The organism is Candidatus Avoscillospira sp. LCP25S3_F1, assembly GCF_052117125.1.
In the GTDB taxonomy this organism is placed as follows: domain Bacteria; phylum Bacillota; class Clostridia; order Oscillospirales; family Oscillospiraceae; genus Avoscillospira_A.
Genome location: NZ_JBQKJT010000029.1, coordinates 1 through 23,452, shown reverse-complemented (window position 1 = coordinate 23,452; position 23,452 = coordinate 1). Strand labels below are relative to the sequence as shown.

The 23,452-nt window shown below is 53.0% G+C and carries 19 protein-coding genes and 2 pseudogenes; 9 read left to right on the top strand and 12 right to left on the bottom strand.

Going from position 1 to position 23,452, the window contains the following annotated elements; all coding sequences use genetic code 11:
* Window positions 1-108: 108 nt before the first annotated feature.
* From ACTQ33_RS15885 to ACTQ33_RS15840, 10 genes are all read right to left on the bottom strand, one after another.
* Window positions 109-324 carry a type I restriction-modification system subunit M N-terminal domain-containing protein gene (locus ACTQ33_RS15885; RefSeq protein ID WP_441465509.1) on the bottom strand — a complete coding sequence of 72 codons (216 nt, stop codon included), beginning with the start codon at window positions 322-324 and terminating at the stop codon, window positions 109-111.
* 639 nt (window positions 325-963) lie between these two features.
* The gene (locus tag ACTQ33_RS15880) at window positions 964-2,052 is read right to left on the bottom strand and encodes a dipeptide epimerase (protein ID WP_441465508.1); all 1,089 of its coding nucleotides are present in this window, start codon (window positions 2,050-2,052) and stop codon (window positions 964-966) included.
* A gap of 244 nt (window positions 2,053-2,296) precedes the next feature.
* The gene (locus ACTQ33_RS15875; RefSeq protein WP_441465507.1) at window positions 2,297-3,169 is read right to left on the bottom strand and encodes an acyltransferase domain-containing protein; all 873 of its coding nucleotides are present in this window, start codon (window positions 3,167-3,169) and stop codon (window positions 2,297-2,299) included.
* Window positions 3,170-3,172: 3 nt separating this feature from the next.
* Window positions 3,173-3,658, bottom strand: a complete 486-nt coding sequence (locus ACTQ33_RS15870) for a GNAT family N-acetyltransferase (RefSeq protein WP_441465506.1) — start codon at window positions 3,656-3,658, stop codon at window positions 3,173-3,175.
* Entirely contained in the window at window positions 3,655-4,479 is an 825-nt protein-coding gene (locus ACTQ33_RS15865; RefSeq protein WP_441465505.1) for a carbohydrate ABC transporter permease, read from the bottom strand. Before ACTQ33_RS15865 ends, ACTQ33_RS15870 begins: the two co-directional genes overlap by 4 nt.
* 2 nt (window positions 4,480-4,481) lie before the next feature.
* On the bottom strand, window positions 4,482-5,348 hold the full coding sequence (locus ACTQ33_RS15860) for a carbohydrate ABC transporter permease (protein WP_441465504.1): 867 nt from the start codon (window positions 5,346-5,348) through the stop codon (window positions 4,482-4,484).
* A gap of 123 nt (window positions 5,349-5,471) precedes the next feature.
* Window positions 5,472-6,791 carry an ABC transporter substrate-binding protein gene (locus ACTQ33_RS15855; protein WP_441465503.1) on the bottom strand — a complete coding sequence of 440 codons (1,320 nt, stop codon included), beginning with the start codon at window positions 6,789-6,791 and terminating at the stop codon, window positions 5,472-5,474.
* Between the two features lie 167 nt (window positions 6,792-6,958).
* Window positions 6,959-8,491, bottom strand: a complete 1,533-nt coding sequence (gene nagZ / locus ACTQ33_RS15850) for a beta-N-acetylhexosaminidase (protein WP_441465502.1) — start codon at window positions 8,489-8,491, stop codon at window positions 6,959-6,961.
* A gap of 2 nt (window positions 8,492-8,493) precedes the next feature.
* Window positions 8,494-9,393 carry an N-acetylmuramic acid 6-phosphate etherase gene (gene murQ / locus ACTQ33_RS15845; RefSeq protein ID WP_441465501.1) on the bottom strand — a complete coding sequence of 300 codons (900 nt, stop codon included), beginning with the start codon at window positions 9,391-9,393 and terminating at the stop codon, window positions 8,494-8,496.
* A 19-nt stretch (window positions 9,394-9,412) separates the two neighbouring features.
* Window positions 9,413-10,417: a serine hydrolase domain-containing protein gene (locus tag ACTQ33_RS15840; protein ID WP_441465500.1), complete on the bottom strand. Its 1,005-nt coding sequence runs from the start codon at window positions 10,415-10,417 to the stop codon at window positions 9,413-9,415.
* Between the two features lie 186 nt (window positions 10,418-10,603).
* On the opposite strand from ACTQ33_RS15840, the gene ACTQ33_RS15835 reads away from it, so the two are divergent.
* The 9 genes and pseudogenes from ACTQ33_RS15835 (at window position 10,604) to brxL (ending at window position 21,739) form a co-directional block, all read left to right on the top strand.
* The gene (locus ACTQ33_RS15835) at window positions 10,604-11,806 is read left to right on the top strand and encodes an anhydro-N-acetylmuramic acid kinase (protein ID WP_441465499.1); all 1,203 of its coding nucleotides are present in this window, start codon (window positions 10,604-10,606) and stop codon (window positions 11,804-11,806) included.
* A gap of 224 nt (window positions 11,807-12,030) precedes the next feature.
* Window positions 12,031-12,147: pseudogene (locus ACTQ33_RS15830) on the top strand (helix-turn-helix transcriptional regulator); the annotation flags it as partial.
* A 264-nt stretch (window positions 12,148-12,411) separates the two neighbouring features.
* Window positions 12,412-12,792: a hypothetical protein gene (locus tag ACTQ33_RS15825; protein ID WP_441465498.1), complete on the top strand. Its 381-nt coding sequence runs from the start codon at window positions 12,412-12,414 to the stop codon at window positions 12,790-12,792.
* Window positions 12,761-13,075, top strand: coding sequence for a hypothetical protein (locus ACTQ33_RS15820; RefSeq protein ID WP_441465497.1), 315 nt, complete (start codon window positions 12,761-12,763; stop codon window positions 13,073-13,075). Before ACTQ33_RS15825 ends, ACTQ33_RS15820 begins: the two co-directional genes overlap by 32 nt.
* Before the next feature lie 88 nt (window positions 13,076-13,163).
* The gene (locus tag ACTQ33_RS15815) at window positions 13,164-14,774 is read left to right on the top strand and encodes an ATP-binding protein (RefSeq protein ID WP_441465496.1); all 1,611 of its coding nucleotides are present in this window, start codon (window positions 13,164-13,166) and stop codon (window positions 14,772-14,774) included.
* A 153-nt stretch (window positions 14,775-14,927) separates the two neighbouring features.
* Window positions 14,928-15,836, top strand: a pseudogene (locus ACTQ33_RS15810) (hypothetical protein); the annotation flags it as partial.
* Window positions 15,837-15,851: 15 nt separating this feature from the next.
* Complete coding sequence (locus ACTQ33_RS15805; protein ID WP_297284503.1) at window positions 15,852-17,084, top strand: AlbA family DNA-binding domain-containing protein; 1,233 nt, start codon at window positions 15,852-15,854, stop codon at window positions 17,082-17,084.
* Window positions 17,074-19,659 carry a BREX-1 system phosphatase PglZ type A gene (pglZ, locus tag ACTQ33_RS15800; RefSeq protein ID WP_441465495.1) on the top strand — a complete coding sequence of 862 codons (2,586 nt, stop codon included), beginning with the start codon at window positions 17,074-17,076 and terminating at the stop codon, window positions 19,657-19,659. The genes ACTQ33_RS15805 and pglZ overlap by 11 nt, the downstream gene beginning before the upstream one ends.
* A gap of 10 nt (window positions 19,660-19,669) precedes the next feature.
* The gene (gene brxL, locus ACTQ33_RS15795; RefSeq protein ID WP_441465494.1) at window positions 19,670-21,739 is read left to right on the top strand and encodes a protease Lon-related BREX system protein BrxL; all 2,070 of its coding nucleotides are present in this window, start codon (window positions 19,670-19,672) and stop codon (window positions 21,737-21,739) included.
* A 35-nt stretch (window positions 21,740-21,774) separates the two neighbouring features.
* Here the strand turns inward: brxL and ACTQ33_RS15790 are convergent, their stop codons facing one another.
* Together ACTQ33_RS15790 and ACTQ33_RS15785 are read right to left on the bottom strand one after the other, a co-directional pair.
* Entirely contained in the window at window positions 21,775-22,965 is a 1,191-nt protein-coding gene (locus ACTQ33_RS15790; protein ID WP_441465493.1) for a hypothetical protein, read from the bottom strand.
* Between the two features lie 32 nt (window positions 22,966-22,997).
* Window positions 22,998-23,452, bottom strand: a 455-nt coding sequence (locus tag ACTQ33_RS15785; protein WP_441465492.1) for a DUF6076 domain-containing protein, incomplete at its 5' end; no start/stop codon positions are given.

Genomic DNA, 23,452 nt, shown 5'->3' with positions numbered 1-23,452 from the left:
TGAGAAAAACCTTCTGGCGGCTCAGGCTGCATGAACGAGCATCCACGAGAATAACTATGATTCATTCCGTTTTTCTGCGTTTTTCGTGTCCGTTTTTCCGGGAAGGGCTCAGTAGTCCACTACTTCCGCATTGTTTTCGTGAACATATTCCCGGAGATCAGCCTCCTCGTATCCGTCTTTTTTCAGTCGGTCAACTTCCTTGTCGGACAGAAATTTATAGAAGATAAAGCCCAAGATATAATCCTTATACTCGTTTGCTTCAATCTTGGAGCGCATTCTGTTTGCAGATTCCCAGATTTTATTGGCAAGCTGTTGTTTGTTCATGGGTAAGATTCTCCAATCCAGTCATTCTTAATCGTTCCTCTTTCCTTTCTCTGCTGCTCGTCCAGCACCCCATCCATTCGGTTCGTTCCCTACAAGGCTCTTCCAGGGCGTTTGAGTACTGACAGTCATAAAAGGATTGCTCCCGCTCCATGCGCAAAAATGCTCTGCCCGCCGGCAGAGCATTTGGCCTATGCAGTCTTACCGCCAAGGTCTATTTCAACACCTGACAGTGTTGTATATAATAATAGCATATTCAGCAGAAATACGCAATAAAATCATGTGTTTGTACTGGTTTTTGTTTGCTGGAAGCAATGACTGCAAACGCTGCTTCCAGCTATTGTACCGACAGTCCTTTTGAGTACAATCCGAAAAAATTGCATTCATTACATTCACCGGTGGGGAGCAGAAAGTATATGATGCTGTGCAGGCCACTGGTCGTCCTCCGATTCCCTTGATGGCCATCCGTGATCTGGAGTGGAACCACAATATTGGTATCGCTGTCGGTATACCCCCTCTATTTGTCATATTTTGTAAGACGCTTATAAAAGCAAAAAGATAGACTTGGCAACCTTTTTCTGGTTGTCCAGTCTATCTTTTTATGTCTTATAAGGCACACAGCGCAGACGCGCAATTTGGTGCTCAGTCCAGATACCGCAGCCCGGAAATGCCGTGTATGCCCAGACCCGGCGCTTCTGTGAGTTCGATCTGTTTTCCGTGGAAGACCGCGCCGCCATCCACGGGATCGGCACTGCACAGCGCCGGCCCATCCAGATCAACCCTGGTAATCGCGTTCTTGGCGCAGGCCAGATGTACTGCGGCGCTCACACTAACCTTTGCCTCCAGCATACAGCCGATCATACACTCCACGCCGTATACCTCGGCCGCGGCGAGAATCTTGAGTGCGTTGGAAAGCCCACCGCACTTCATCAGCTTGATATTAACATAATCTGCCGCATGGCGCTGCATAATGGTCATGGCGTCCAGCGGTGAAAACATGCTCTCGTCCGCCATGACGGGTACCGGCGAATGCGCCGTGACGAATTGCAGGCCCTCCAGGTCCCGGGCCTTGACCGGCTGCTCCACCAGTTCAATGTCCAAACCTTCCAACTGCATATCGTCCAGCAGCCGCACCGCTTGGCGCGGCGTCCAGGCCTGATTTGCGTCGATCCGAATTACCGCATTCGGCGCGGCCGCCCGTACGGCGCGAAGCCGCGCAAGATCCATTGCCGGGTTCTCCCCAACCTTTATTTTCAGCGTGTCATAGCCTTTGGCCAAGGCGTCTACCGTATCGCGTTCCATGATTTCGGGATCGTTTACGCTGATGGTGATGTCGGTTGTCAGCGTGGTTCGGCCGCCGCCGAGCAGTTTGTATAGGGGCAGATGGCAATGCTGGGCGTAAAGATCCCAAACAGCCATCTCAGCCGCAGCCTTGGCGCTGGTGTTGCCGACTATGCTTTGGCTGATGGCGGCGCAGAGCTCCTCCAGAGACACGACTTCTTTTCCCACCAGTGCCGGGCAGATGTGGCCGCGCAAGGCAGCTTCGATGGAACCAAGGGTCTCACCCGTAACCGCGGCAGTGGGAGGCGCCTCTCCCCTGCCAACGGCACCGTCCTCCGTATGCAGCTCCACCACAATATCATGGACGTGGCTGACCTCTCGCAGTGCCGTTCGAAACGGCACGCGCAGCGGAGCGGAGAGCATCCCCAATCGAAAACCGGTTATTTTCATGATTTCCTCCCAGATCAACTATAGTGCTTGCTGCACTGCGAAAAGCGGTCAGGCAGCAGTTTGGCCACAGCGGCATTTTTCATGCACAGAGCGGTAACGCACAGCTCCGGCAAAAAGAAATCCCCGGCCACCTTTCGCTCGGCTGGGCTGCGCACACCATATATGCTATTGATTTCTATTTCTGTCCTTCCCGATCCCTCTCCAAAAGCAAAAGAGGGATACCTGTACAAGGCATCCCCATGGCTTATCCCTTCCTTTGGTACAATCCATATCCGCGTCCGACAGTTCCTCCGGATTGCAGATGACGCTTGAATATCCGCCGCAGAGCGGTATCCTCCGGCAGCGCGGGCACATTCCAGTCCCAGGGCTTGCCAAAGAGAATCCACAGGTCTGAGTAGTTCGGGTCGTCTATGACGTACAACAGCTGATAGTCCGCAGCAAAGCGCCGGATGCCGGAGTTCTCCGGCAGTTGGGCACACAGCGGGTGAAGCAGCCAGGAGTCACAGACAAACGGTACAGTATCCCCCGGCGCAAAGCCGAAAAAGTCCACAGCCCGTGCGTAAGAGTCTTCACACTCGGACACGCGCAGCGGACCGCTGGATGGAATATGGACATTGATCACGCGCTCACCCCGGGGAAGCGGCGCATCGGCCTGAAAGGATACAGCTTCAAACTGAAGCCGTCCCAACGCGAAACAGCGCAATTCAAAAAAGCGATAAAACCACGGTGCAACAAAGGAACCCCAAACGCCGTAGACCCTGTGGCATTCCCGCGTCTTCCACAGAAGGTCCGCAAAGGAATCGTGGTAAATCGTCTCACTTAGGCCCACAGAGACGTATTTTGCCTTTGCCGGTTCCAGCAGGCAGAGATACGGCAGCATGCGCATTGTATAGGCGCTTTCTCCGCACACATCGGCAAAGGCATCCATCTTGGCAAGAATGTCGCGGATTGCAACGTCCTCCCCCGCCTCATAGGCAGAAACCGTATGCTCCAATACAGTCCTTGCCGCCGAATGCCGCATGGCGGCTTCCAGCGCCCGGCCATAGGTCTGGACGGCATCGGGCGTATAGTCCCACGGCGCCAGCAGCCGCTTCACGCCCAAAGCATCCGTGAGCATTTCTCATACCTCCCAAGTATGCAGGTCTTTCAGCAGTACATACTCCGTAATGCCGGGTTTCACGGCATCGGGGATGGCTCCCAGCTCCCAGTACCCCAGCGCGTGATAGAATTTCAGCGCGGAAGCGTTGAACGCACTCACCAACAGACTTGTTCTGTGACAGCCGTCTTCCCGTGCCATACGCTCAAATTCGCCCATCAAGAAGCGGCCGACGCCCCTTCCGCGGGCTGACGGGGCTACCCCAATGAGCGATAGGTAGGGATACAGGCCGCAAAAGCCCCTCGGAACAACACGCATGACGCCGACAAGATCGTTTTCCGGCGTGAGCGCACACCAAAGTTCTCCGTTTTCCGCGGCCCTGTTTAAGGAACGCTGGAGCCTGTCGCCGTCCGCAAAATATCTGTCCCAAATGGCGGTGCCGCGAAAAATTTCGATGCATTCCGGGAGCCTGTCCGCGCCGCCCGGCGCAAGGATGAGCGAAGCGCTCATCCTTTTACGCCGCCGAGGGCGATGCCTTCCACAAATTGCTTCTGCATAAAGCAATAGAGAATGAAGGGCACCAGGAAGGACAGCGTAGCCGCCGCCATGGGTGGTCCGTAGTTTGTGGCAAAGTAGCTTGTCAGAGAACTTGTTGCAACGGTCAGGGTCTGCATCTCATTCTTGGTGGCTGCAATCAGCGGCCAGAGCAGCGCGTTCCATGCGGAGTTGAAGGTAAAGATGGCCAAGGTGATTCTGGCCGGCTTGACCATGGGCAGGATGACCTGCGTATAGATGCGGATCTCACTGCATCCGTCAATCTGCGCTGCCTCCATAAAATCGTTGGGCACACCGCTGATAAACTGCCGCATCATAAAGACGCCGAACGCACCGACCAGTGGAATCACCAAAGCAATATAGGTGTTCAGCAGATGCCACTGCCGCATCATGACATAGAGGGAGATAAACACCACTTGTGTCGGAATCATCATGGTGGAAAGGACAATATTGAACAGTCCTTTTTTGCCGGGGATGGGCTTTTTGGCAAAGCCGTAAGCCATGGTGCAGCTGAGCAGATCGACGGCGATCACACTGATCACAACGACGATCAAGCTGTTGAGGATGGGGCGGCCAAAATTGCGGTTCTCAAAGAGATAGCGATAGTTGAAAAAATCAAAGAGTTTGATGTCGCTCCAGCGGATATACATAGTCGTAGTATCAGCAAAGGAGACCAGAATCATATATACCAGCGGGACAATACACATCACGGCAAACAACGTGACCAGAATCACGCCCACAATAAAGCGCCAGCCGCGGCGTTCTCTCTGTATCATGTTCAGTCCTCCTTTCCTTCAAAGAAACGCTGCTGAATAAAGTGGACTATGAGAATCACCAACAGCAGCAGCACGGCAACCGCACTGGCATAGCCGATGCGGAAATCCTGGAACGCATAGGCATAGATGATGTAGGCAACCGTGGATGTGGCGCCGAAAGGTCCGCCGCCGGTGAGCTTGTAAACAATGTCAAACGCCTGGAACGACCAGATGATGCCCAAGGTTACATTCAGATAGGTGATGGGCTTGAGCAGCGGGGCCGTGATCTTCCAGAAGCGCTGGCTCGGGGTAGCGCCGTCGATCAGGGCAGCCTCCCGCACGCTGACATCGACGTTCATAATGCCGGCGTAGAAGATAATTGTAAAATAACCGACGCTCTTCCACACGGCCACCAGCGATACGCAGATCAGCGCCGATGTGGGCTCCCCCAGCCAGTTGAACGGGCCTACGCCGAAGATACCCAGGATCTCGTTGAGCAATCCGCCTTTGGACGCCAGAATTACTTCCCAGACAGAAGCGGCGGCAACGTAGGATGCCAGGGTGGGAATAAAAATGACACTGCGCAAAAAGCGGCCGTACCGGTTATTCAAGTACTCCGCCAGAAAGTTTGCCACAAACATGGCCAGCAGCGTCTGGAGCGGTACGGTAATAATCACATAGATTACGGTGTTGAACAGAGCCCTTCGCAGCTGTGAGTTGGTGAATACCTTCTGGTAATTCTCTAAGTTGATCCACTCGGGCGGCTGGGCCAGATTGTACTGTGTGAAGCTATAGAACACCGTCATAAAGATGGGCGCAATACAGAAGACGAGGAATATCAGCATTCCCGGCGTAATATACGCAATTCCATACGCAGCCTGTCGGCGCATCAGAGGGGATAATTCCCTCCCTTTTGTTTTAAACATTTTTTCACCACACTCATTTCCGCTTTTTCAAAAAGAGAAACCGGGCATAGTCGGCCTCCGGCAATGCCCGGTTTCTTCGTAAAGCTGTTAAGAAACGATCTGCTCGTTGTAGTAGGTCATGGTCTGCTCAATGACCTGTTCGGGTGTGAGCTGGCCCATCAGCATACCCTGGACGTTCTGCTGGAACTGATCCATGAAGGAAGCGGAGCCCTCAAAGGAGGGAACGACGTGCATCTTGTCGGCATCGTCGGTGTACATGCTCTGGAAGGGCTCGGACTCGGTGTAGGTGGCATCGGTGGTCAGAGACGGCATGCCGTAGATCTGCTCGTGGTAATCATCCATGCACTCCGCGCTGGTGATGTACTTGATGAGATCGGCCGCAAGCGCCTTTTCCTCGCAGTAGCTGGCGACGGCCAGGGAGTCCACCGAGAAGTTTGTTGCCAGTCCGCTGGAGCCTTCCAGGCCCAGGCTGCACTGCCAGTTGATGCCCTGCTCGGTGTAGGTAGCAGCGTTGCCGGTACCATTGATGATGATGGCGGCTTCACCGTTGACAAACTTGCCGTTGGGGTCATCCATCGTAACGATGCTGTCATCAAAAATGCCGTCCACTTTCAGCTTGTTGATAAAGTTGAGCACTTCCAGCGTGGCTTCGCTGTCCAGGTTCAAGTTGCCTTGATCGTCGAGGACCGTGCCGCCGGCCTGGAAGAAGAAGGGCCAGAAGCTCGCCAGCATGGCGGAAACGCCGTTGGTGGCGCCCCAGGACTGGATGAAGGGCCACACATCGGGGTTGGCTTCCTTCAGAGCGACACAGACATCATAGAATTCGTCCCAGGTAGTGGGAAGCTCGGTGATGCCGGCCGCTTCCAGCATATCCATGTTGTAGAAGACGACGCAGGGGTTGCCCGCCATCATCGGCCAGGTGCAGAGCTGGCCCTCGGCATTGTAAGCGCCCTGGTCAAGGAACACATACTTCTCCTGGTCCTCTTGGGTGATGTACTCGTCCAGCGGCGCCAGCAAGCCCGCGTTGATCAAGTCGTATGTCTCGGTGACATAGACCACATCCGGGCCTTCGCCAGCGCCGGACAGCATGCCCGTATAGATAACGGTGGCATAGTCGGACCAGGAGAGAATCTCCAGGTTGATCACACAATTGTTTTCGGCCTCAAAGGCGTCGAGCTTTTCATTCCAGAAATCCTCGTCGCTGATACCGTCGCCGAACTGATAGATGGGAAGCCAAAGCGTCAGCTCCGCAGGATCGCCACTGGTGCCGCTGCCGGCATCACCAGTCTGTGTGTCGGATGTCTGGGCGCCGCCCTCTGTATTCTGAGATTCGGACTTTTGACCGCAACCGGCAAACATTCCAACGCAGAGTATCAGGGCCAAGGCAAGTGCAAGTACTTTTTTCATGATATCCTCCTTATTTTCCTGTAATTGAACTTTTTTCCTCTCTAAAAAAAGACACAGGCAGCGTCTCTTTTTAGACATTTTAACAGTTTAGTCACAAAATGTAAAGAAAAAATGTTCAGTATTACCAAATAAGCTGGTTTTTTATTTTTAAAAATTTTGCATATTATTTAAAAAAACGAATGAATTAGAGGCATATTGCCTGTAAATTCGCGCTTTTTCGCAAGGAATGGCACCAAGACTTCCAGTGCGCGGGCCGTATATTCCCAGACGGCAATACCGGCAACCCCATCCGGCAGACTCAGCAGATCATAGGGATTTCGCAGCGAGGCCACAGCCATTGGCTTGCCAAGCTCCCCCAGCGCCTTCATCAGCGCCAGCTGTCCCGGCTTTAAATGCGCGTTGTAGGTACTGAGGATGATGCAGCTGCTCTCCGCCGCCGCCTGTACCGCCTTCGTAATCTCCGCATCGTCCGGCTCGTCGGCTGTGACCAGCGAATTGCCGCCAAGGGTATTTGCCATATAAGTGGGAAACGGCGGCGTTTCCCTGACATGGCTGGTAACCAAACTTGCCCGGACGGGGCCACTGCCTGTGAAAAACGGTTTGTCGCCCAAATCCGGCATGGGTGCATGCAGCAGTGTAAAGGATCTGGCCAGCATCTCCCGCACCGCCTGCGCGTCTTCCTCGGTTGTGCCGGATCGGTCGCGGGGTACCGCAAAACGGCGTTTGGCTTCCGCAATGCGTTCAAGGGCAGACTCAAATTCCCCACCGGGCAGCTTCCCGCTCTCCAGGGCAGCGTACAGCCGCTCTGCCGTTTCACGGGCCAGTGCAGCCGTATGGGAAATGCAGACGATATCCGCACCGGCGGCGATGGAGGCCGACGCGCCCTCAACTGTGCCGTAAAATTTTGCGATGGCGTCCATCTCCATGCAGTCGCTGATGATAACTCCGCCAAACCCCAGCTCCTGGCGCAGCAGCCCGGTCAAGATGCGCCGGGACATGGTGGCCGGAAGTTTCTCCGGCTCCAGCGCCGGGAACAGCACATGGCTCGTCATGATGGCGGGGATACCCGCCGCCATGGCCCGGCGGAATGGCAGAAGTTCACATTTTTCCAGCATTTCCCGGTTTTTCTCCACCAGGGGCAGGCCCAAATGTGAGTCCACCGCAGTATCGCCGTGTCCCGGAAAATGCTTGCCGCAGGCCATGACGCCGCCCTCCAGCGTACCGCGCAGGAATTCCAACGCCAGCGCCGGCGCCCGCTCCGGGTCATCGCCAAAACTGCGCACGCCGATGACGGGATTGGCCGGGTTGGAGTTGATATCCAACACAGGAGCCAGATTGAAATTGATGCCGCAGCCGCTCAGTTCACGGGCGGTGAGGAACCCGGCCCGGTACGGTGCGTCGCCGCCGGCAGCAGCCAGGGCCATGGCCCCCGGGGTATTGAGCATATCGTCGGAGAGGCGGGTCACAACACCGCCCTCCTGGTCTATGGCAATCAACGGCTCCATGCCGGTCTCTGAAACGATCAATGCCCGCAGCTCCGCACAAAGGCGGGTAAGCTGCTCCCGGCTTTCCACATTCCGGCGGAACAAGATCACATTGCCAATCTTGTACTCCCGCACCAGCGCGGCAAATGCCTCGTCAATCTCTGTGCCGGGAAATCCGGCCATAATCCGCTGGCCGACGGCGCATTTCCTATCCATGTTCAGACCTCCCCCAACGCTTTGGCGATAACACCGCCGGTTTCTTTTAAGCGCTCATTGGCCTCCTCGGCGCTGCCGCCCCGAACCAGCATAACAATGGCGGTTTTAACTGAAAAGCCGCACGCTTCCAGCGTCCGGCGGGCCACATCCTCATCGACATGGGCGGCGGTGGCAACAATGGAGATGGCGCGGCGGACCAGCTTTTCATTGGTCGGCATGACATCCACCATGAGATTGCCGTACACCTTGCCGAGCCGTATCATAGCGCCGGTGGACAGCATATTGAGCACCATCTTCTCTGCGGTCCCGCACTTCATACGCGTGGAGCCGGTGATAACCTCGGGGCCGGTCTCCACACCAATGGGAATGTCGGCAGCCGCGTTCATCTTCGACGCCTTGTTGCAGGTGAGCGCTACCGTCTTTGCGCCAATCTCATGGGCATAGGCCATGGCCCCCAGCACATATGGCGTCCGCCCGCTGGCGGCAATGCCCACCAGCACGTCCTTGGCGCTGAGATGGATTTGCTTCATGTCCTCGCGCCCGGCCTCCGTGTTGTCCTCGGCGCCTTCGACGGCCTTGAACATGGCGCGTTCACCGCCAGCTATCACGCCCACGACCATACCGGGATCAGCAGAATAGGTAGGCGGGCACTCGGCAGCATCCAATACGCCCAATCGTCCCGAGGTGCCGCAGCCGCAATAGATGAGCCTTCCACCGGAACGGAGGGCTTCCTGGATTGCGTCCACCGCCTTGGCGATGCTTTCCAGCTCGCGCTCCACGGCATAGGCCACTTTCTTATCCTCCTCGTTGATCCTGCGCACGATCTCCAGGGTGGAAACGCGGTCAATGTCCGCGGTATTCGGATTCCGCTGCTCGGTTGGCAGCTGATTGATTTGTTCCAATGCAATCTACTCGCTTTCCTCAATAAAATTCCTTCGCCAAGGCCGTGTGGACTTCACGGCGGAAGGCGTTCATATCCGCCTGCGGCAGATGGTCGTAATACAGCCTGTTGGTGAGCATGGCAAGCCCAATGCCTGCTTCCCGGTCAATCCAAAGGCTTGTTCCGGTAAATCCGGTGTGCCCACAACCGGTGGGAAATGCGCCGCCGGTGTGGAAGCCCAGGCAGCGTCCGGCGCACCCCGGCTGCGGCGTGACGGCGCCGAGAAACGCCGGGTCCTCCGTGTTCAGGTAAAACTGTCCCAGTCCAGCCACCGCCTTGCAGGTGCCGAACAGCCCGGCATGGCCGCTCACGCTGTCAAAATAATAATAGGCATTGCCGTCGTTGGGCTCGCCGATCACATCGGTAAAATGCGGCCGGAACCGGTCAAAGTCCATGCCGCGCTCCCGGCACATGGTTTCTTCCACCGCGTTATCGCGGCAGGATGGCACCAGCGGAAGCGCCCGGTCCGGGTGAAAACACAATTCCTCAATTCCCAACGGCCCGGAGACGTACCGGCGGACAATCTCCTGTAGCGTCAGCCCGGTCACGGCGCAGAGCACCTCCCGCAAGAGCATATAGCCGATGTCGCTGTATACCATACCGGCTTCGCCGGTGGGAAGTTCCGCCAGAATTTCAAAAAACGAGCGGCCGTCTGCATAAAAAGGGTACCAGGCAGGAAGCCGCGCCGTATGGGTCAGCAGGGCACGCAGTGAAATTTCACATAGTCTCCGGCCCAGCACACCTTCGGTTGTTCCAAGCAGTTCTCCCGCCGAGTTTTCCAGGGATATTCCCTGCTCCGACGCCAGTGCCAGCACCGCCGTCGCCGTATAGAGCTTTGTGAGGGAGGCAAGGTCGAACCAGCGTCCCCCCTCCCCTTCGGTGGCTCCGGTCTCCAGCACGCCGGACCGGTCAAAAAGCATCCATTCGCCGTAGGGAAACACGGCTTCCTCCACGGCCCTGCGCATCAGCGGTGCGACAATACTCAATCAAAAAACTCCTTTTCATTTGTCGAGAAATATTGTATCATGGTATTGTTCAATTTGAAAATATTGTATAAATTGTATAATATTATATCATGCACACACCACCAGTTCAATCATGCAATTTACACGGAAGATTGGGGTGTTTTTCTCAAAACGGCCCAACCAGCTTTACGAGGAGGGAACAGTAACATGATGGAACGTATCGCCAATAAGCCTTGCCGCCTGGCCGTCGGGCTGATGTCCGGCACATCCGTGGACGGAATCGACGCCGCGCTTGTGGAACTGGCAGGCAGCGGCGACAGGCCGAAGGTCGAGCTGCTGGCCTTCAAGAATACGCCCTACCCCGAAGCGATCCGAGAAAAAATATTTGGGCTGTTTCAGCCGAAAAACGCAACGGTGGACAAGCTGGGCTATATGAATTTTCTGCTGGGCGAATACTTTGCCGCCGCGGCGCTGGCGGTGATCCAGGAAGGGGGAGTCCGTCCGGGCGATGTGGATTTTATTGCGTCCCATGGCCAGACCATTTGGCACGCCCCTGTGGCGGACACCACCGACGGCTACCCCATACGGTGTACCGTGCAGATCGGAGAAGGCGCGGTCATTGCAGAACGCACCGGTATTCCCACTGTCTCCGATTTCCGTGTGGCCGACATGGCCGCCGGCGGCCAGGGCGCGCCCCTTGTGCCGTTTACAGAATACTTGCTCTACCGCCGCGACGGGGAAACCATCCTCCTGCAGAATATCGGCGGCATCGGCAACATGACCGTTCTGCCCGCCGGTGCGGCGCCGGAGGCGGTCTACGCCTTTGATACCGGACCGGGCAATATGATCATTGACGCCGTGATGACCGCCGCCACCAACGGGGCCGAGCGCTTCGACCGGGACGGTGCTGCCGCTGCCCGCGGCAAGGTCTGTGAAACGCTGCTGCAAACACTCAGCCAGGATGCATATTACACCCTGCCCCTTCCCAAGACCACCGGCCGCGAGCATTTCGGGGAGCAGTACACCGCGAAACTTCTCTCCTACGGTCGGGAAAACGGACTTTCCTTTGACGATCTGGCGGCCACGGCGACGGAGCTCACCGCCTGGTCCATCGCGGATGCCTATACGCGCTATGTCCTGCCCCAATACCGGGCCGCGGAGCTGATTGCCGGCGGCGGCGGAAGCTACAATCCAACGCTTCTGGCTGCCCTCGCACGGCGGCTTGGCGTCCATGGGGTCCACGTGCGCACACAGGAGGATCTGGGTCTGAGCAGCGACGCCAAGGAAGCGGTGGCGTTTGCTCTCCTGGGCGACCGTTTCCTGGCCGGCCTTCCTAACGTACTGCCCACCGTTACCGGCGCAAAACACGCCGCCGTCATGGGGAAGCTATCCCTCCCCTCCGCCCGTTGACACTCTCTGCTAAACTATTGCGGACACTCGGGGCCGTGCCTTTGGGACCGGCCCCGCCAAGCGCCGGTGGATGCGCCCCTTTGTTCCCGGCTGTCTCAAGCGTCAGCAGGCGCTGTATCCGGACGATTTGCGGAGAAAATTGCCTGAAAGAGTCCATGTTAATCCGCGTTGCTTGCGGCAACGGGCCATTCCCTCTACAATGTGAGCGAAAGGAGTGAGCCCACATGTTAAACGAAAACATCAAAGCGCTTAGAACCTCTAAGGGGCTTTCGCAACAAGACCTCGCTGTAAAACTGAATGTGGTGCGGCAAACAATCTCAAAATGGGAACAAGGAGTTTCCCAAAGTTAAAGATACTATATACCCAAACCCACGCTTACACGACTTCAACCTTGTAACAGAATACTAATAATAGAAGCACCAGTGCCATCACCTATCGTGTAGCACTGGTGTTTTGCTTTTGCAATAAGTGGGTGCTATTTTGAAATAAATAATTTTGGGCAAAAAACAATGCGTTCACATAATTTTTCTCGCTTTTGGCATTGAAATATGCTATAATAAAATTGTATTTTGCAACTATGTGGTATTGAAGAAGAGGTGCAAAAAATGGCAGTATCCTATTTTCATCAGATTTCCTACGCTCGGTCTTGCCTTGAAGAAGATCGCAAGATGCTACTGTCGTTAGGACTTCTTGTGGGAATTAACAAGAAAGATCGAATGGATAAAGCACAAGACGCACTGGAAAGTTTTATCTCTGCTCTGTTTAACGAGGAAAAAAAGTTGAATGACGGCAAAGAAGCCACAGAATCATCTTATGAGAAAGAACTGCTGCAAAAGAAAGATACCTTTGTTTCTGAGTTTGAAACAATCCTTGGATATGAAAGCAGGCTTGAAAAGAAGATGAAAATTGAAACGGGCTGCAAAGTCCGCCCTATTAAAAAGGAGAAGAATTCTGATGGAAATTCAGAAACTACGAATGATATGTGATAAAGTTCAGCAGATCTTTGACAAAAGCGAGGAAGTGTCCATTCAAATCTATGATCGCCCCTTTCTTGATGGAGATTTAGATACTTTCATTCTCAAAACAGAGTGCTATCGTAACCGAGAGGGCAGGTCGCTTGTTGACGAATATATCAAACGAGTTGAAGTACTCTTGGATAAGATGGGATATGATGTCGAGCAAAAGATGTATAGCAGCACGGACTCCGGTCCTATTGACGGAACCGTTGTTGCATTCCATCCCATTGAGAGAGAACTCAGTGTGGAGTGAGCGATCCTGATATAATAGTCCCAGCTCCAAAGAGTGAGAGATTGAACATCCTTGCAGTCAGCGCACACCAAATTAAAGGAGAAACGCCATGCCATATTTAGAAACTGTTCAAGGGCTTCTGGAAGCCAAAGAGGGCGAACACGTCCAATTCAAGGAAGCCAAAAATCGGTTTGACTTTGGAGAGGCGGCGAAGTGCTGCTGCGCTTTGGCGAATAATGGCGGCGGCAAGCTGGTATTTGGCATCACAGACAAGAGACCCCGCAGCGTGGTCGGAAGCGCGGCTTTTGACCAGCCGGAGCGTACCCGCATGGGCTTGATTGAGAAATTGAAGGTTAATGTTGATTTTCAGCTTTTCAACTACGAAGGAAAGCGGGTTCTGGTCTTCGACGTGAAAAGCCGTCCAATCGGCTTGCCGGTACAATATGATGGCGTAGCGTGGATTTACGAGGGCGATACCCTCAAGCCCATGCCGGAGGATATGCGCCGCAGCATCTATGAAGAGACCGGCGGTGATTTCTCCGGGACGATCTGCGCCGGGGCAACGGTCGATGATTTGGACGAGACCGCCATTGAAAACTTCCGTGCCAAGTGGATCGAAAAGAGCGGAAAAAAGCAGCTTGCCACGCTGTCAAAGCAGCAGCTTCTCCATGACTGCGGCGCAATCACGGATGAAGGCGTGACGTATGCAGCCCTGATCCTGTTCGGAAAGAACGCAGCGATCATCAAGTATCTGCCGCAGGCTGAGATCATTTTTGAGTATCGTTCCTCCGAAGCGTCAGGTCCTGCCAATCAGAGAGAAGAGTTTAAGGTCGGCTTTTTCGCTTGCTATGACCGCGTGTGGGAGCTTGTCAATCTGCGGAACGACAAGCAGCACTATCAGGAAGGCTTTTTCGTGTTTGACATTGCGACCTTCAATGAGCGCGTTGTCCGAGAAGCAATCCTGAACGCGGTGAGCCACAGAAACTATCAGTTTGGCGGCAGCATCTTTGTCCGCCAGTTCCGCGACAGATTGGTTGTCGAAAGTCCTGGAGGACTTCCCTTCGGCATTACGCTCGACAACATACTGGATCGCCAACTCCCGCGCAACCGCCGCATTGCGGAGATCCTTTCGCTCTGCGGCATGGTAGAGCGTTCCGGACAGGGCATGAACCTGATGTTTGAGCTGAGTGTGCAGGAGGCAAAACCGCTTCCCGATTTCACAGGCACGGATGACTTTTTCGTCAGTGTTACGCTGAACGGACTGATCATCGACAAAGCGATGCTTTCCGTTCTCAATCGGATCAGCGAAAGAGGCGCGGAGCTGCTGTCCACCGAGGATTTCCTTGTGATTGATGCTCTGTACCACGAAAGACCGCTGAACGAGAAGATGCAGTCTCGATTGAATCGGCTGATCGAGCTGGGCATTGTCGAGCATATCGGTCGCAAGAAGTATGTTCTTGCCAGAAGTCTCTATGCAGCGACGGGCAAAACCGGTGTGCATACAAGACACGTCGGATTGGATCGAGATACCAACAAGGAGCTGCTGCTAAAGCACATCCGCCAGAACAACGAAGTTGGTACTCCGTTCAAAGAATTGCAGCAAGTTTTGCCAGGTCTCAACCGCAATCAGATTCAAGTGCTGATGCGGGAACTCAAGGAAGACGGGAAAGTGGTCTGCAAAGGCAAAACCAGCGCTGCGAGATGGTTTATCATCAAGTGATTCACCGTCGATTTCAAATGCTTTTTTGCGTTCAACTTGCGACTAACTTAAAACTAACTTGCGACCAACTTGCGACCTGATCAGCAAGACATTTACCGAACTGTTGGAGGGATAATTGATATGGGAAGACTGATTTCCGAGAAATATGCTGCTTGGCAAGCCGAGTGCGAAGAGCGCTTCCAGCAGCTCAAAAAGAACGAAGAAGAACTCAACCGCATTTTCATTGACATTTACGGCTTGCAGGACGAGTTGACGCCGGATGTTGCGGACAAGGATGTGACTGTGCATCGCGTGTTTGACAGCAAAGACGATGTGCCGGAATCTATGAAGGGCAGCAACTATGTCCGCACCATGCGCGACGAGATCGTCTCCCTCATTTCCTTTGCCGTGGGATGTATGTTTGGACGCTACTCTCTGGACGTGGACGGGCTTGCCTACGCGGGCGGCGAATGGGACGCCAGCAAGTACAAGACCATCATCCCGGACAGCGACAATATCATCCCCATCTGCGATGATGAGTATTTTGACGATGATATTACCGGACGTTTCGCGGAGTTTGTCCGCAAGGTCTACGGCGATGATACGCTGGAAGAAAACCTCAAGTTTGTTGCCGACGCGCTCGGCGGCAAGGGTACGCCCCGCGAGGTGATCCGCAGCTACTTCCTGAATGACTTCTATGCCGACCATCTGAAAACCTATCAGAAGCGTCCGATCTACTGGCTCTTTGACAGCGGCAAGAAGAACGGCTTCAAGGCGCTGTGCTATATGCACCGCTATCAGCGCGATCTTCTCGCCCGTCTGCGCACCGACTATGTGCATGAGCAGCAGGAGCGTTACCGCACCCAGCTTGCCCAGCTCGGTGATGCTATTGACCATGCCAGCGCATCCGAGCGCGTGAAGCTGACGAAGCAACAGAAGAAATTCCAAGATCAAGCGACCGAGCTGCAAAAATACGAGGAAAAGGTTCACCATCTTGCCGACCAGAACATCGAGATCGACTTGGATGACGGCGTAAAGCATAACTACGAACTGTTTGCCGATGTGTTGGCGAGGATTAAGTAACAAAGGAGACACACCATGAGCTTATATGAAGAGATCAGCGAGCTGATTGATCTGAAAACCGAAGGCGATTACTGGGACTTTAAGGTTCAGTGGCATGAAAACAAAGCTGATCTGCTTCACGACATTATTTGTATGGCAAATAACCTTGCAAATAGGGACGCTTATCTCATTATTGGAGTAAGTGATAGTAAGCATGAAGATGGCGTTAGAATTAAAGGTGTTCCGGAAGTAAATCGCAAATCCCAGCAGAACTTGATTGACTTTTTGAAGAATATTAAGTTTGGCGGTGGAATTAGACCAGCTGTCTATGTTCAGACATTGCCCTTTACAGAAAACCGTTTTGTCGATGTAATAATTATCAAAAACACGAGAAAAACACCCTACTTTCTTGTCGAGCCATTTAATGATGGGAAGAGGTGTGTCCAATCAGGTCACATCTATACCCGCATCGGTGATACGAACACGCCTCAAAAGGGATTTGCGGATATTGATAAGGTTGAATATCTATGGCGCAAAAGAATTGGTGTTGACCTAAGTGTTACAGAAAAACTGCTTCTGATGTTGGACTCACCTGATGACTGGCTTGGGGATTATAATAACAGCGACCTTAAGTACCACTCGCTTTATCCTGAGTTTCAGATCAGAATAAACGAAATAGAAAATCAACGAGAGTATCAAGAAAACAGCATTATAAATAACATTGCTGATCACCAACACGATACAAGTTTTTCAGTAAGTGATCTTGAAATAAAATATCACACAACGCTCATTTATTCTGAGAAAGTAATTTATCTCGATGGATATAGAACACTCATTCCGTTTCCGCAAACGTCCACAGTGCGCTTAAATCACGAGATGTCTTTGACATATTTATTTTTCGATAGGGATTCTATAAATGGGAAGTTATTTAACTGTCTTGCCCGTTGCGAAAATAATTGGTACTGCGAAAAATGGGGAATGCGTCCTGGTGTTGCTTTTTTGTTGTTCGATGATAAAACGGATCGTCTTTGCTTTGAAGAGCTTGCATTGCAAAAACTTCCCATCCTCTTAGATGAGTACGCTCAAGCATTATCTTCAAAGGGATATAAAAGATCACTGCAAACGGAGGATTTCTATGTCTCTGGTTGGACAAAAGGCGATGAAATTAAGTCTTGGCATTTATATGAACAGTATAGAGGGATTATAGGCAGTACCCTTTTAGAAAAAATCCCGACACTACCGAAGGAGATGAGAACTGATGCAGAATGAAAAAGTACAGTGGGAATTAAAGCGACGTTTTGCAGCCCCCTTGCCGGAGTTCTATCGCCACAGGATCGTCTTCTGGAAGGACGAGGATCGGGAGTTTGAGAAAGACGTTGACGAGCTGAATTTGGAGGGAGTCAAGATCATCAAGCTGACCGGCACAAATAATTTTGCCGTCAAGAAGTTGCTGCTTCACGATGACTTGGACAGCAACTATCTTATCTATTGCCCGATTACATACACCAGCGACGAAGACAACTGGCTTCAGGACATTGAATATTACAGCGAGACCTTCCGCGCGGATTTTATCTCCATGCAGATGGATGAGCTGAACATCGCACCGTCTGCCGCAATGCGGAAGACGGTCAAGCTCTATGCAAGGTTCTTCGACAGCAAGGAGCGTATTCAAAAGCTGCGCAGGATCGGGCGGGACTATCAGACGCCCCTCCAACTCCATATCGACATTATGGCGGTTCTCGCCGGTTTGAGCGAAGGCTCTGCGCAGGATGTCATCATCGCCGTCCTTGCTACAGGTCTCGATAAAGAGACAAACAGCGTCTTGCAGAACATCCGCAAGTTTGGCAGTATCGAAGCCTTCTGGCAGCTTGCGCGGAAGTACACCGGCTACATCGAGGAAGAAGACAAGCCTCTGGGCCACTTTGCAGCGCACGTTCTGCTGACCGCGCTTTCTCAGACGATGAACACCTCCGTTCTGAAAGGCTTGGAGCGCTTCGTTTCTGAGACCAACAAGGCGTACTGTTACAGCATCGTCCATGAATGGCGTTCCCGCGAGGATAATGAGGACCTGTACGAGCTGTGCCGCACCGTGGAGAACGAATTGCAGCTTCCGACGCGCTTTGACAAATTTGAGCCGGAAACGCTGATTACGGGAGACGTCTTCCCGTGCATCAACGAGAGCATCTTGAAACAGCTCTATGCTGAGATCAGCGACCATGTTGTGAAGGTCGATCTCATTAGGAAGGTCTGTGAAAACAGACGGACAGCCGGATGGTACAAGCGGTTTTCAAATTATTTTGACTGCCTCTTCTTCATCGGAAAGATGCAGAGCTTCTATCAGGAACACGGCGGCGGATTCCATATCGTCGAGCCGAAGAAAATCTGGAAGCTCTATACGAGTGATCTCTGCCGTATGGATGCCTACTATCGCCACTTCCATTATGCCTTCGGCAACTCTCTCAAGAATGCAAATGACACTCTGGAAGACGGCTTGAAGCACTCGACGGAGTTTGTTGAGGCGCTGTATCAGAACTGGTTCCTCCGGGAACTGACCGCTTGCTGGACAAACGCAGCGGCAGATGACCTTGCTACGCTTGGCTACATCTCAGAGATCGAGAAGCAGCGGGATTTCTATAAGAGATATGTCGCTCCCGCAAGCAGTAAGAACACCCGCGCATTCGTGATCATCTCGGACGCGCTTCGCTATGAGGTTGCCTCCGAGCTTTCCGAGCGCATTGTCCGCACCACAAAGGGTAGCGCCGAGTTGGAGTCGATGCAGGCGATCTTCCCGTCCATCACGAAGTTTGGTATGGCAGCCCTTCTTCCGGCAAAGAGCATTTCCGTGAACGACAGTATGGACGTTCTCGTTGACGGAAATCCCACCCGTTCCACCGTGGAGCGAAACGCGATCCTGAACGCGACGCCGAAAGCCAGCGTTGCCATTCAATACAATGACCTTCTGAACATGAAGAAGGATGAACGGCGGGAGTTGGTTGCCGGGAAAGATGTAATTTACATCTACCACAACTCCATCGACGCCATTGGAGACAAAGCCCCTACGGAGTCCAAAGTCTTTGATGCCTGTGAGACGGCAATTCAGGAGATTTCCGGCATTCTGCGTATTATCGTGAACGAACTGAGCGGAACGAACATTTTCATTACAGCGGATCACGGCTTCCTCTATACCTATAAGCCTCTGAATGAGAGCGACAAGATTGACCGGAAAGCCTTCTCTGGCAACGTGTATGAGCTTGGACGGCGTTATGCGCTGACCGCTCCTGACACAACTGCTGATTTCCTGCTTCCCGTCAATCTGGAAAGGGAGCTGGACGGAACGCCCATCAAGGGCTATGCCCCGCAGGACACCATCCGCATGAAGGTTCAGGGCGGCGGTGAGAACTATGTCCACGGCGGTATCAGCTTGCAGGAGCTTGTCGTGCCTGTGATCGCCTTCAAGAACCTCCGCACGAGCAATAAGAATTACGTTGAGGTTAAAAACGCGGAGCTGAAGCTCCTGAGCGAAAGCCGCAAGATTTCCAACCTGATCTTCTCGTTGGAGTTCCACCAGCGTCAGCCCGTGGGCGATAAAATCCAGCCCTGCACCTACTCCATCTACATGACGGACGATGAGGGCGTGGTGATCAGTGACCGGCAGACAGTCATCGCGGATAAGACCAGTGACAACGCGGCAGATCGCGTGTTCCGTGTCCGGTTCAATCTGAAAGCCGGAACGTATGATAAGAAGAAAGTCTACCGTCTGGTGATCGCAAACGAGATTGACGTGGAAGAGATTGAGTTCCACATCGACATTGCTTTTGCTGATGACTTTGGCTTTGACCTGTGAGGTGAAAAGAATGGATGAGCAGATGAAGACCGGAGAAACCGGCGATAAAAACGCGGTGATCGACCAGAAGCTGCGGCAGTTCTTTGACGGAAAGATTGTCCGCAAAGACCTGACAAAGAAGATCAAGGAAGGCGCGAATGTGCCGGTCTATGTCCTTGAGTTTTTGCTTGGTCAGTATTGCAGCTCGGACGATCCGGAGGTCATTGAGACCGGCGTGGAGAATGTCAAGCGCATCCTGGCGGACAACTATGTCCGTCCGGACGAGGCGCAGAAGATCCTCTCCATGCTTCGTCAGCGTGGGATGCACACGGTCATCGACAAGATCACTGTCAATCTGAATATGAAAAAAGATACCTATGAGGCGGAGTTCTCCAACCTTGGTATCAAGAATATTCCCATTTCAGAGGACTATCCCGCGAAGTTTGACCGGCTGCTCTGCGGCGGTATCTGGTGCATCGTGCAGCTCGAATATGAGTATCTCGAAGAGGATAAGGACACGCCGCCGATTCATATTCTGAAACTGACGCCGATCCAGATGCCCCATGTGGACATCGAGGAATTGAAGGAAGGCAGAAAGAACTTCACCGAAGAAGAGTGGCTTGAGATCATGCTGCGCTCCTGCGGTTATGAGCCGGATAAGCTGAATGACCGCGAACGCTGGCTTCTGCTTGCCCGTATGCTGCCGCTTGTGGAGAACAACTTCAACCTCTGTGAGCTGGGTCCGCGAAGCACTGGCAAATCCCATATCTACAAGGAAATCTCCCCGAACAGCATCCTTGTTTCCGGCGGGCAGACCACCGTCGCGAACCTGTTTTACAACATGGGCAGAAAAACCGTGGGCTTGGTCGGCTTGTGGGACTGTGTTGCCTTCGACGAGGTTGCCGGTATCAACTTTAAGGACAAAGACGGCATCCAGATCATGAAGGACTATATGGCGTCCGGCTCCTTTGCACGCGGCAAGGAAGAAAAAGCCGCGACCGCTTCTATGGTCTTCGTCGGCAACATCAATCAGAGCGTGGACGTGCTGCTGAAAACATCCAGCCTTTTTGACCCGTTCCCTCCCGAAATGGGAACGGACACGGCATTCCTCGACCGTATGCACTGCTATATTCCCGGCTGGGAGATACCGAAGTTCCGTCCGGAGCATTTCACCAACGACTACGGCTTCATCACTGACTATTTAGCAGAGTTCATCCGTGAGCTTCGCAAGGAACAGTACGGCGACGCGCTGGACAAGTATTTCCGCCTTGGCAAGAACCTTAATCAGCGCGATACCATTGCCGTCCGCAAGATGGTTGGCGGCATGATCAAGCTGCTCTATCCGGACGGGGAGTTCACGAAAGAACAGCTTGAAGAAATCCTCAGGTTTGCGCTTGAAATGCGTCGCCGCGTCAAGGAACAGCTCAAAAAGCTGGGCGGCATGGAGTTCTACGATGTTAATTTTTCGTACATTGATAACGATACCTTTGAGGAACATTTCGTTTCCGTTCCCGAACAGGGGGGCGGAAAACTAATCCCCGAAGGAATGTGCAATCCCGGTCAGGTCTATACGGTTTCACAGGGAAAGAGCGGCATGATCGGCGTCTTCCGTCTGGAATCGCAGATGCTTCCCGGCAACGGCAAGTTTGAGCGAACGGGACTAAACTCTGATGGCAAGTGTAAGGAAGCAGCAAATACCGCCTTCAACTATCTGAAAGCAAACGGCAACCGAATTAGCGGCGCAATCAGCACAACAACGAAGGACTATATCATCAACTATCAGGATTTACAGGGCATCGGCATGACCGAGAAGCTGGCACTTCCCACGCTGATCGCGCTCTGTTCGATTGCGCTTGGAAAGCCGACCCTCAGCAGTCTGGCGGTGATGGGCGAGATCAGCATTGCAGGAACGATGCTCAAGGTGGACGAGCTTGCAAACGCGCTTCAGGTTTGCCTTGATAGTGGCGCAAAGAAGGTGCTGCTGCCTATTACATCGGCGGCTGATCTCGGGACAGTGCCGTCAGAATTGATAGGATGCTTTAACCTTATTTTCTATCAGAGTGCAGAAGATGCAGTGTACAAGGCTTTAGGTGTAGAATGACGACGAACTTACTCAAATAAAATAGAAAAATGCTTTTAACAAGAAACGGGGAGAATAGATTCCTTTACCTGAAGATTCCCATTTTTCAAAATAAGAGTAATTACTTTTTTTGCAAATTTCTTGCTTACCATCGTATCCCACTCTGCCAAGCGGATAATCTCCGCTGTTCCAGCCTCAAAATCAAACGAAATCTCACCCCATTCGCCGTCGTTGTCCACCTGATATAGGTAGGCAGCGGCGGCGATTTTCTTTTTGCGTTTGGTCTGGGACTTGCGTTTCAGTCGGATCATATGAAGCACTCCGGCTTCTGTCAGCAGACAGGCCAAATGATCCACGGCTTTACGGTAGGCCCGTTCTGCACCACTGGCCGTGCTGCCCTCAAAGAGGACTGCCAGTTCTTCAAAGGTCAACCGGGTGCTGATGGGACTGACCCGCCCACAGGTCATACAGATGGCGTTTCTCTTTTCCAAAAGGGTCTGTTCCCGGTAATTCAGCTTTTCAAACGCTTCTCGGACAGCTTCAGCCCGGATACCGTTCCATAGAATCTCCGCATAGTCCCAATGGTCATCCCAGCTGACATCCTCGCCGGTTTCTTCGCTGTCCTCATCCTGAATGGTCTGATAAAACGGAATACGGCTTCGGTTTTGTTTGGCCAATGCCAAAAACTTTGCTGCGGTTTCCTCGGTACAACCGTTTTTCTGGGCATATTTCTGGATTGCCGCCTGTTCAGACTGGCTGGATTGATTGTAGAGCCATGCAATTCCACGCACAGCTTTGTACTCATCCACATTTTCAAAGGAACCGGCCTCCTCTTGCATCCGGCAGGTCAAAAGGGCGTTCCCGATAAAATGATGGGCATAGGTCAGAAAATCTGCTCCTTGTGCGGGATCGTATTCCCGGAGGCAATCCAGCATGGCAAGCACACAGCTCATTTTGTAGTCTAAAAAGCGTTCCGGGTCATAGCGATCCAGTCCCTCCCGCAGCAGGAAACAGCGAACACGGCCATTAAGCCGATTTTCATAGCAGTGCAGGAAAAAGGAGAACCAGCGCAATTCACGGCTCCGCACAGCCTCAATGATGTAGTCGTTCATATTTTCCAGAGCAGGCGGTTCCGGGTCAAGCTGAAAGATGCGTTCCGCTTCCCGCATGGTCAAGCCCTTGGTTTCAGTCAAAAAGCTGTATTTGGCACAGTAGCCGGGCAGTTCCCATGTCCACGCTGTATCCATTTTCCCTCACCACCTTTCAAATATTTCGCTGCTTATTTCTTTTGTACGGCCTTCAAAAGTGCATCCTGGGTCATTTCCTGCTCATAGACAGTGCTGGCATAACGCTGATCTGAAAGCGCACGGAGCATCTTATCTTTTGCCAGCTTTTTCATAGCTGCTGCCGTCTCTTCATCCAACTTTCCCCGGCGGGTGCTTTGCAGGATGGTGTTAATCCGGCGGGTATAAATGGCCTTGATGGGGTGATCGTCTGCAAGCTCCCGCTGCTCCCGGCCTCTCAGATTGCCGATTTGTCGGCACGTCCGTCCCCGCTGGTCGCCGGGAGCCAGACCGCCGCAGTATTTGGTATGCCGTGCATCAATGGTGAGAAACCATCTGTCGCAGATGGGGCATTTCTTGGGTGCATGGCCCACACAAAGCCCCTCAAACAGATCGGAACGGAACATCCCCACAAAGGAGACATAGTGCATCCGCTTGACCAGCTGAGGCT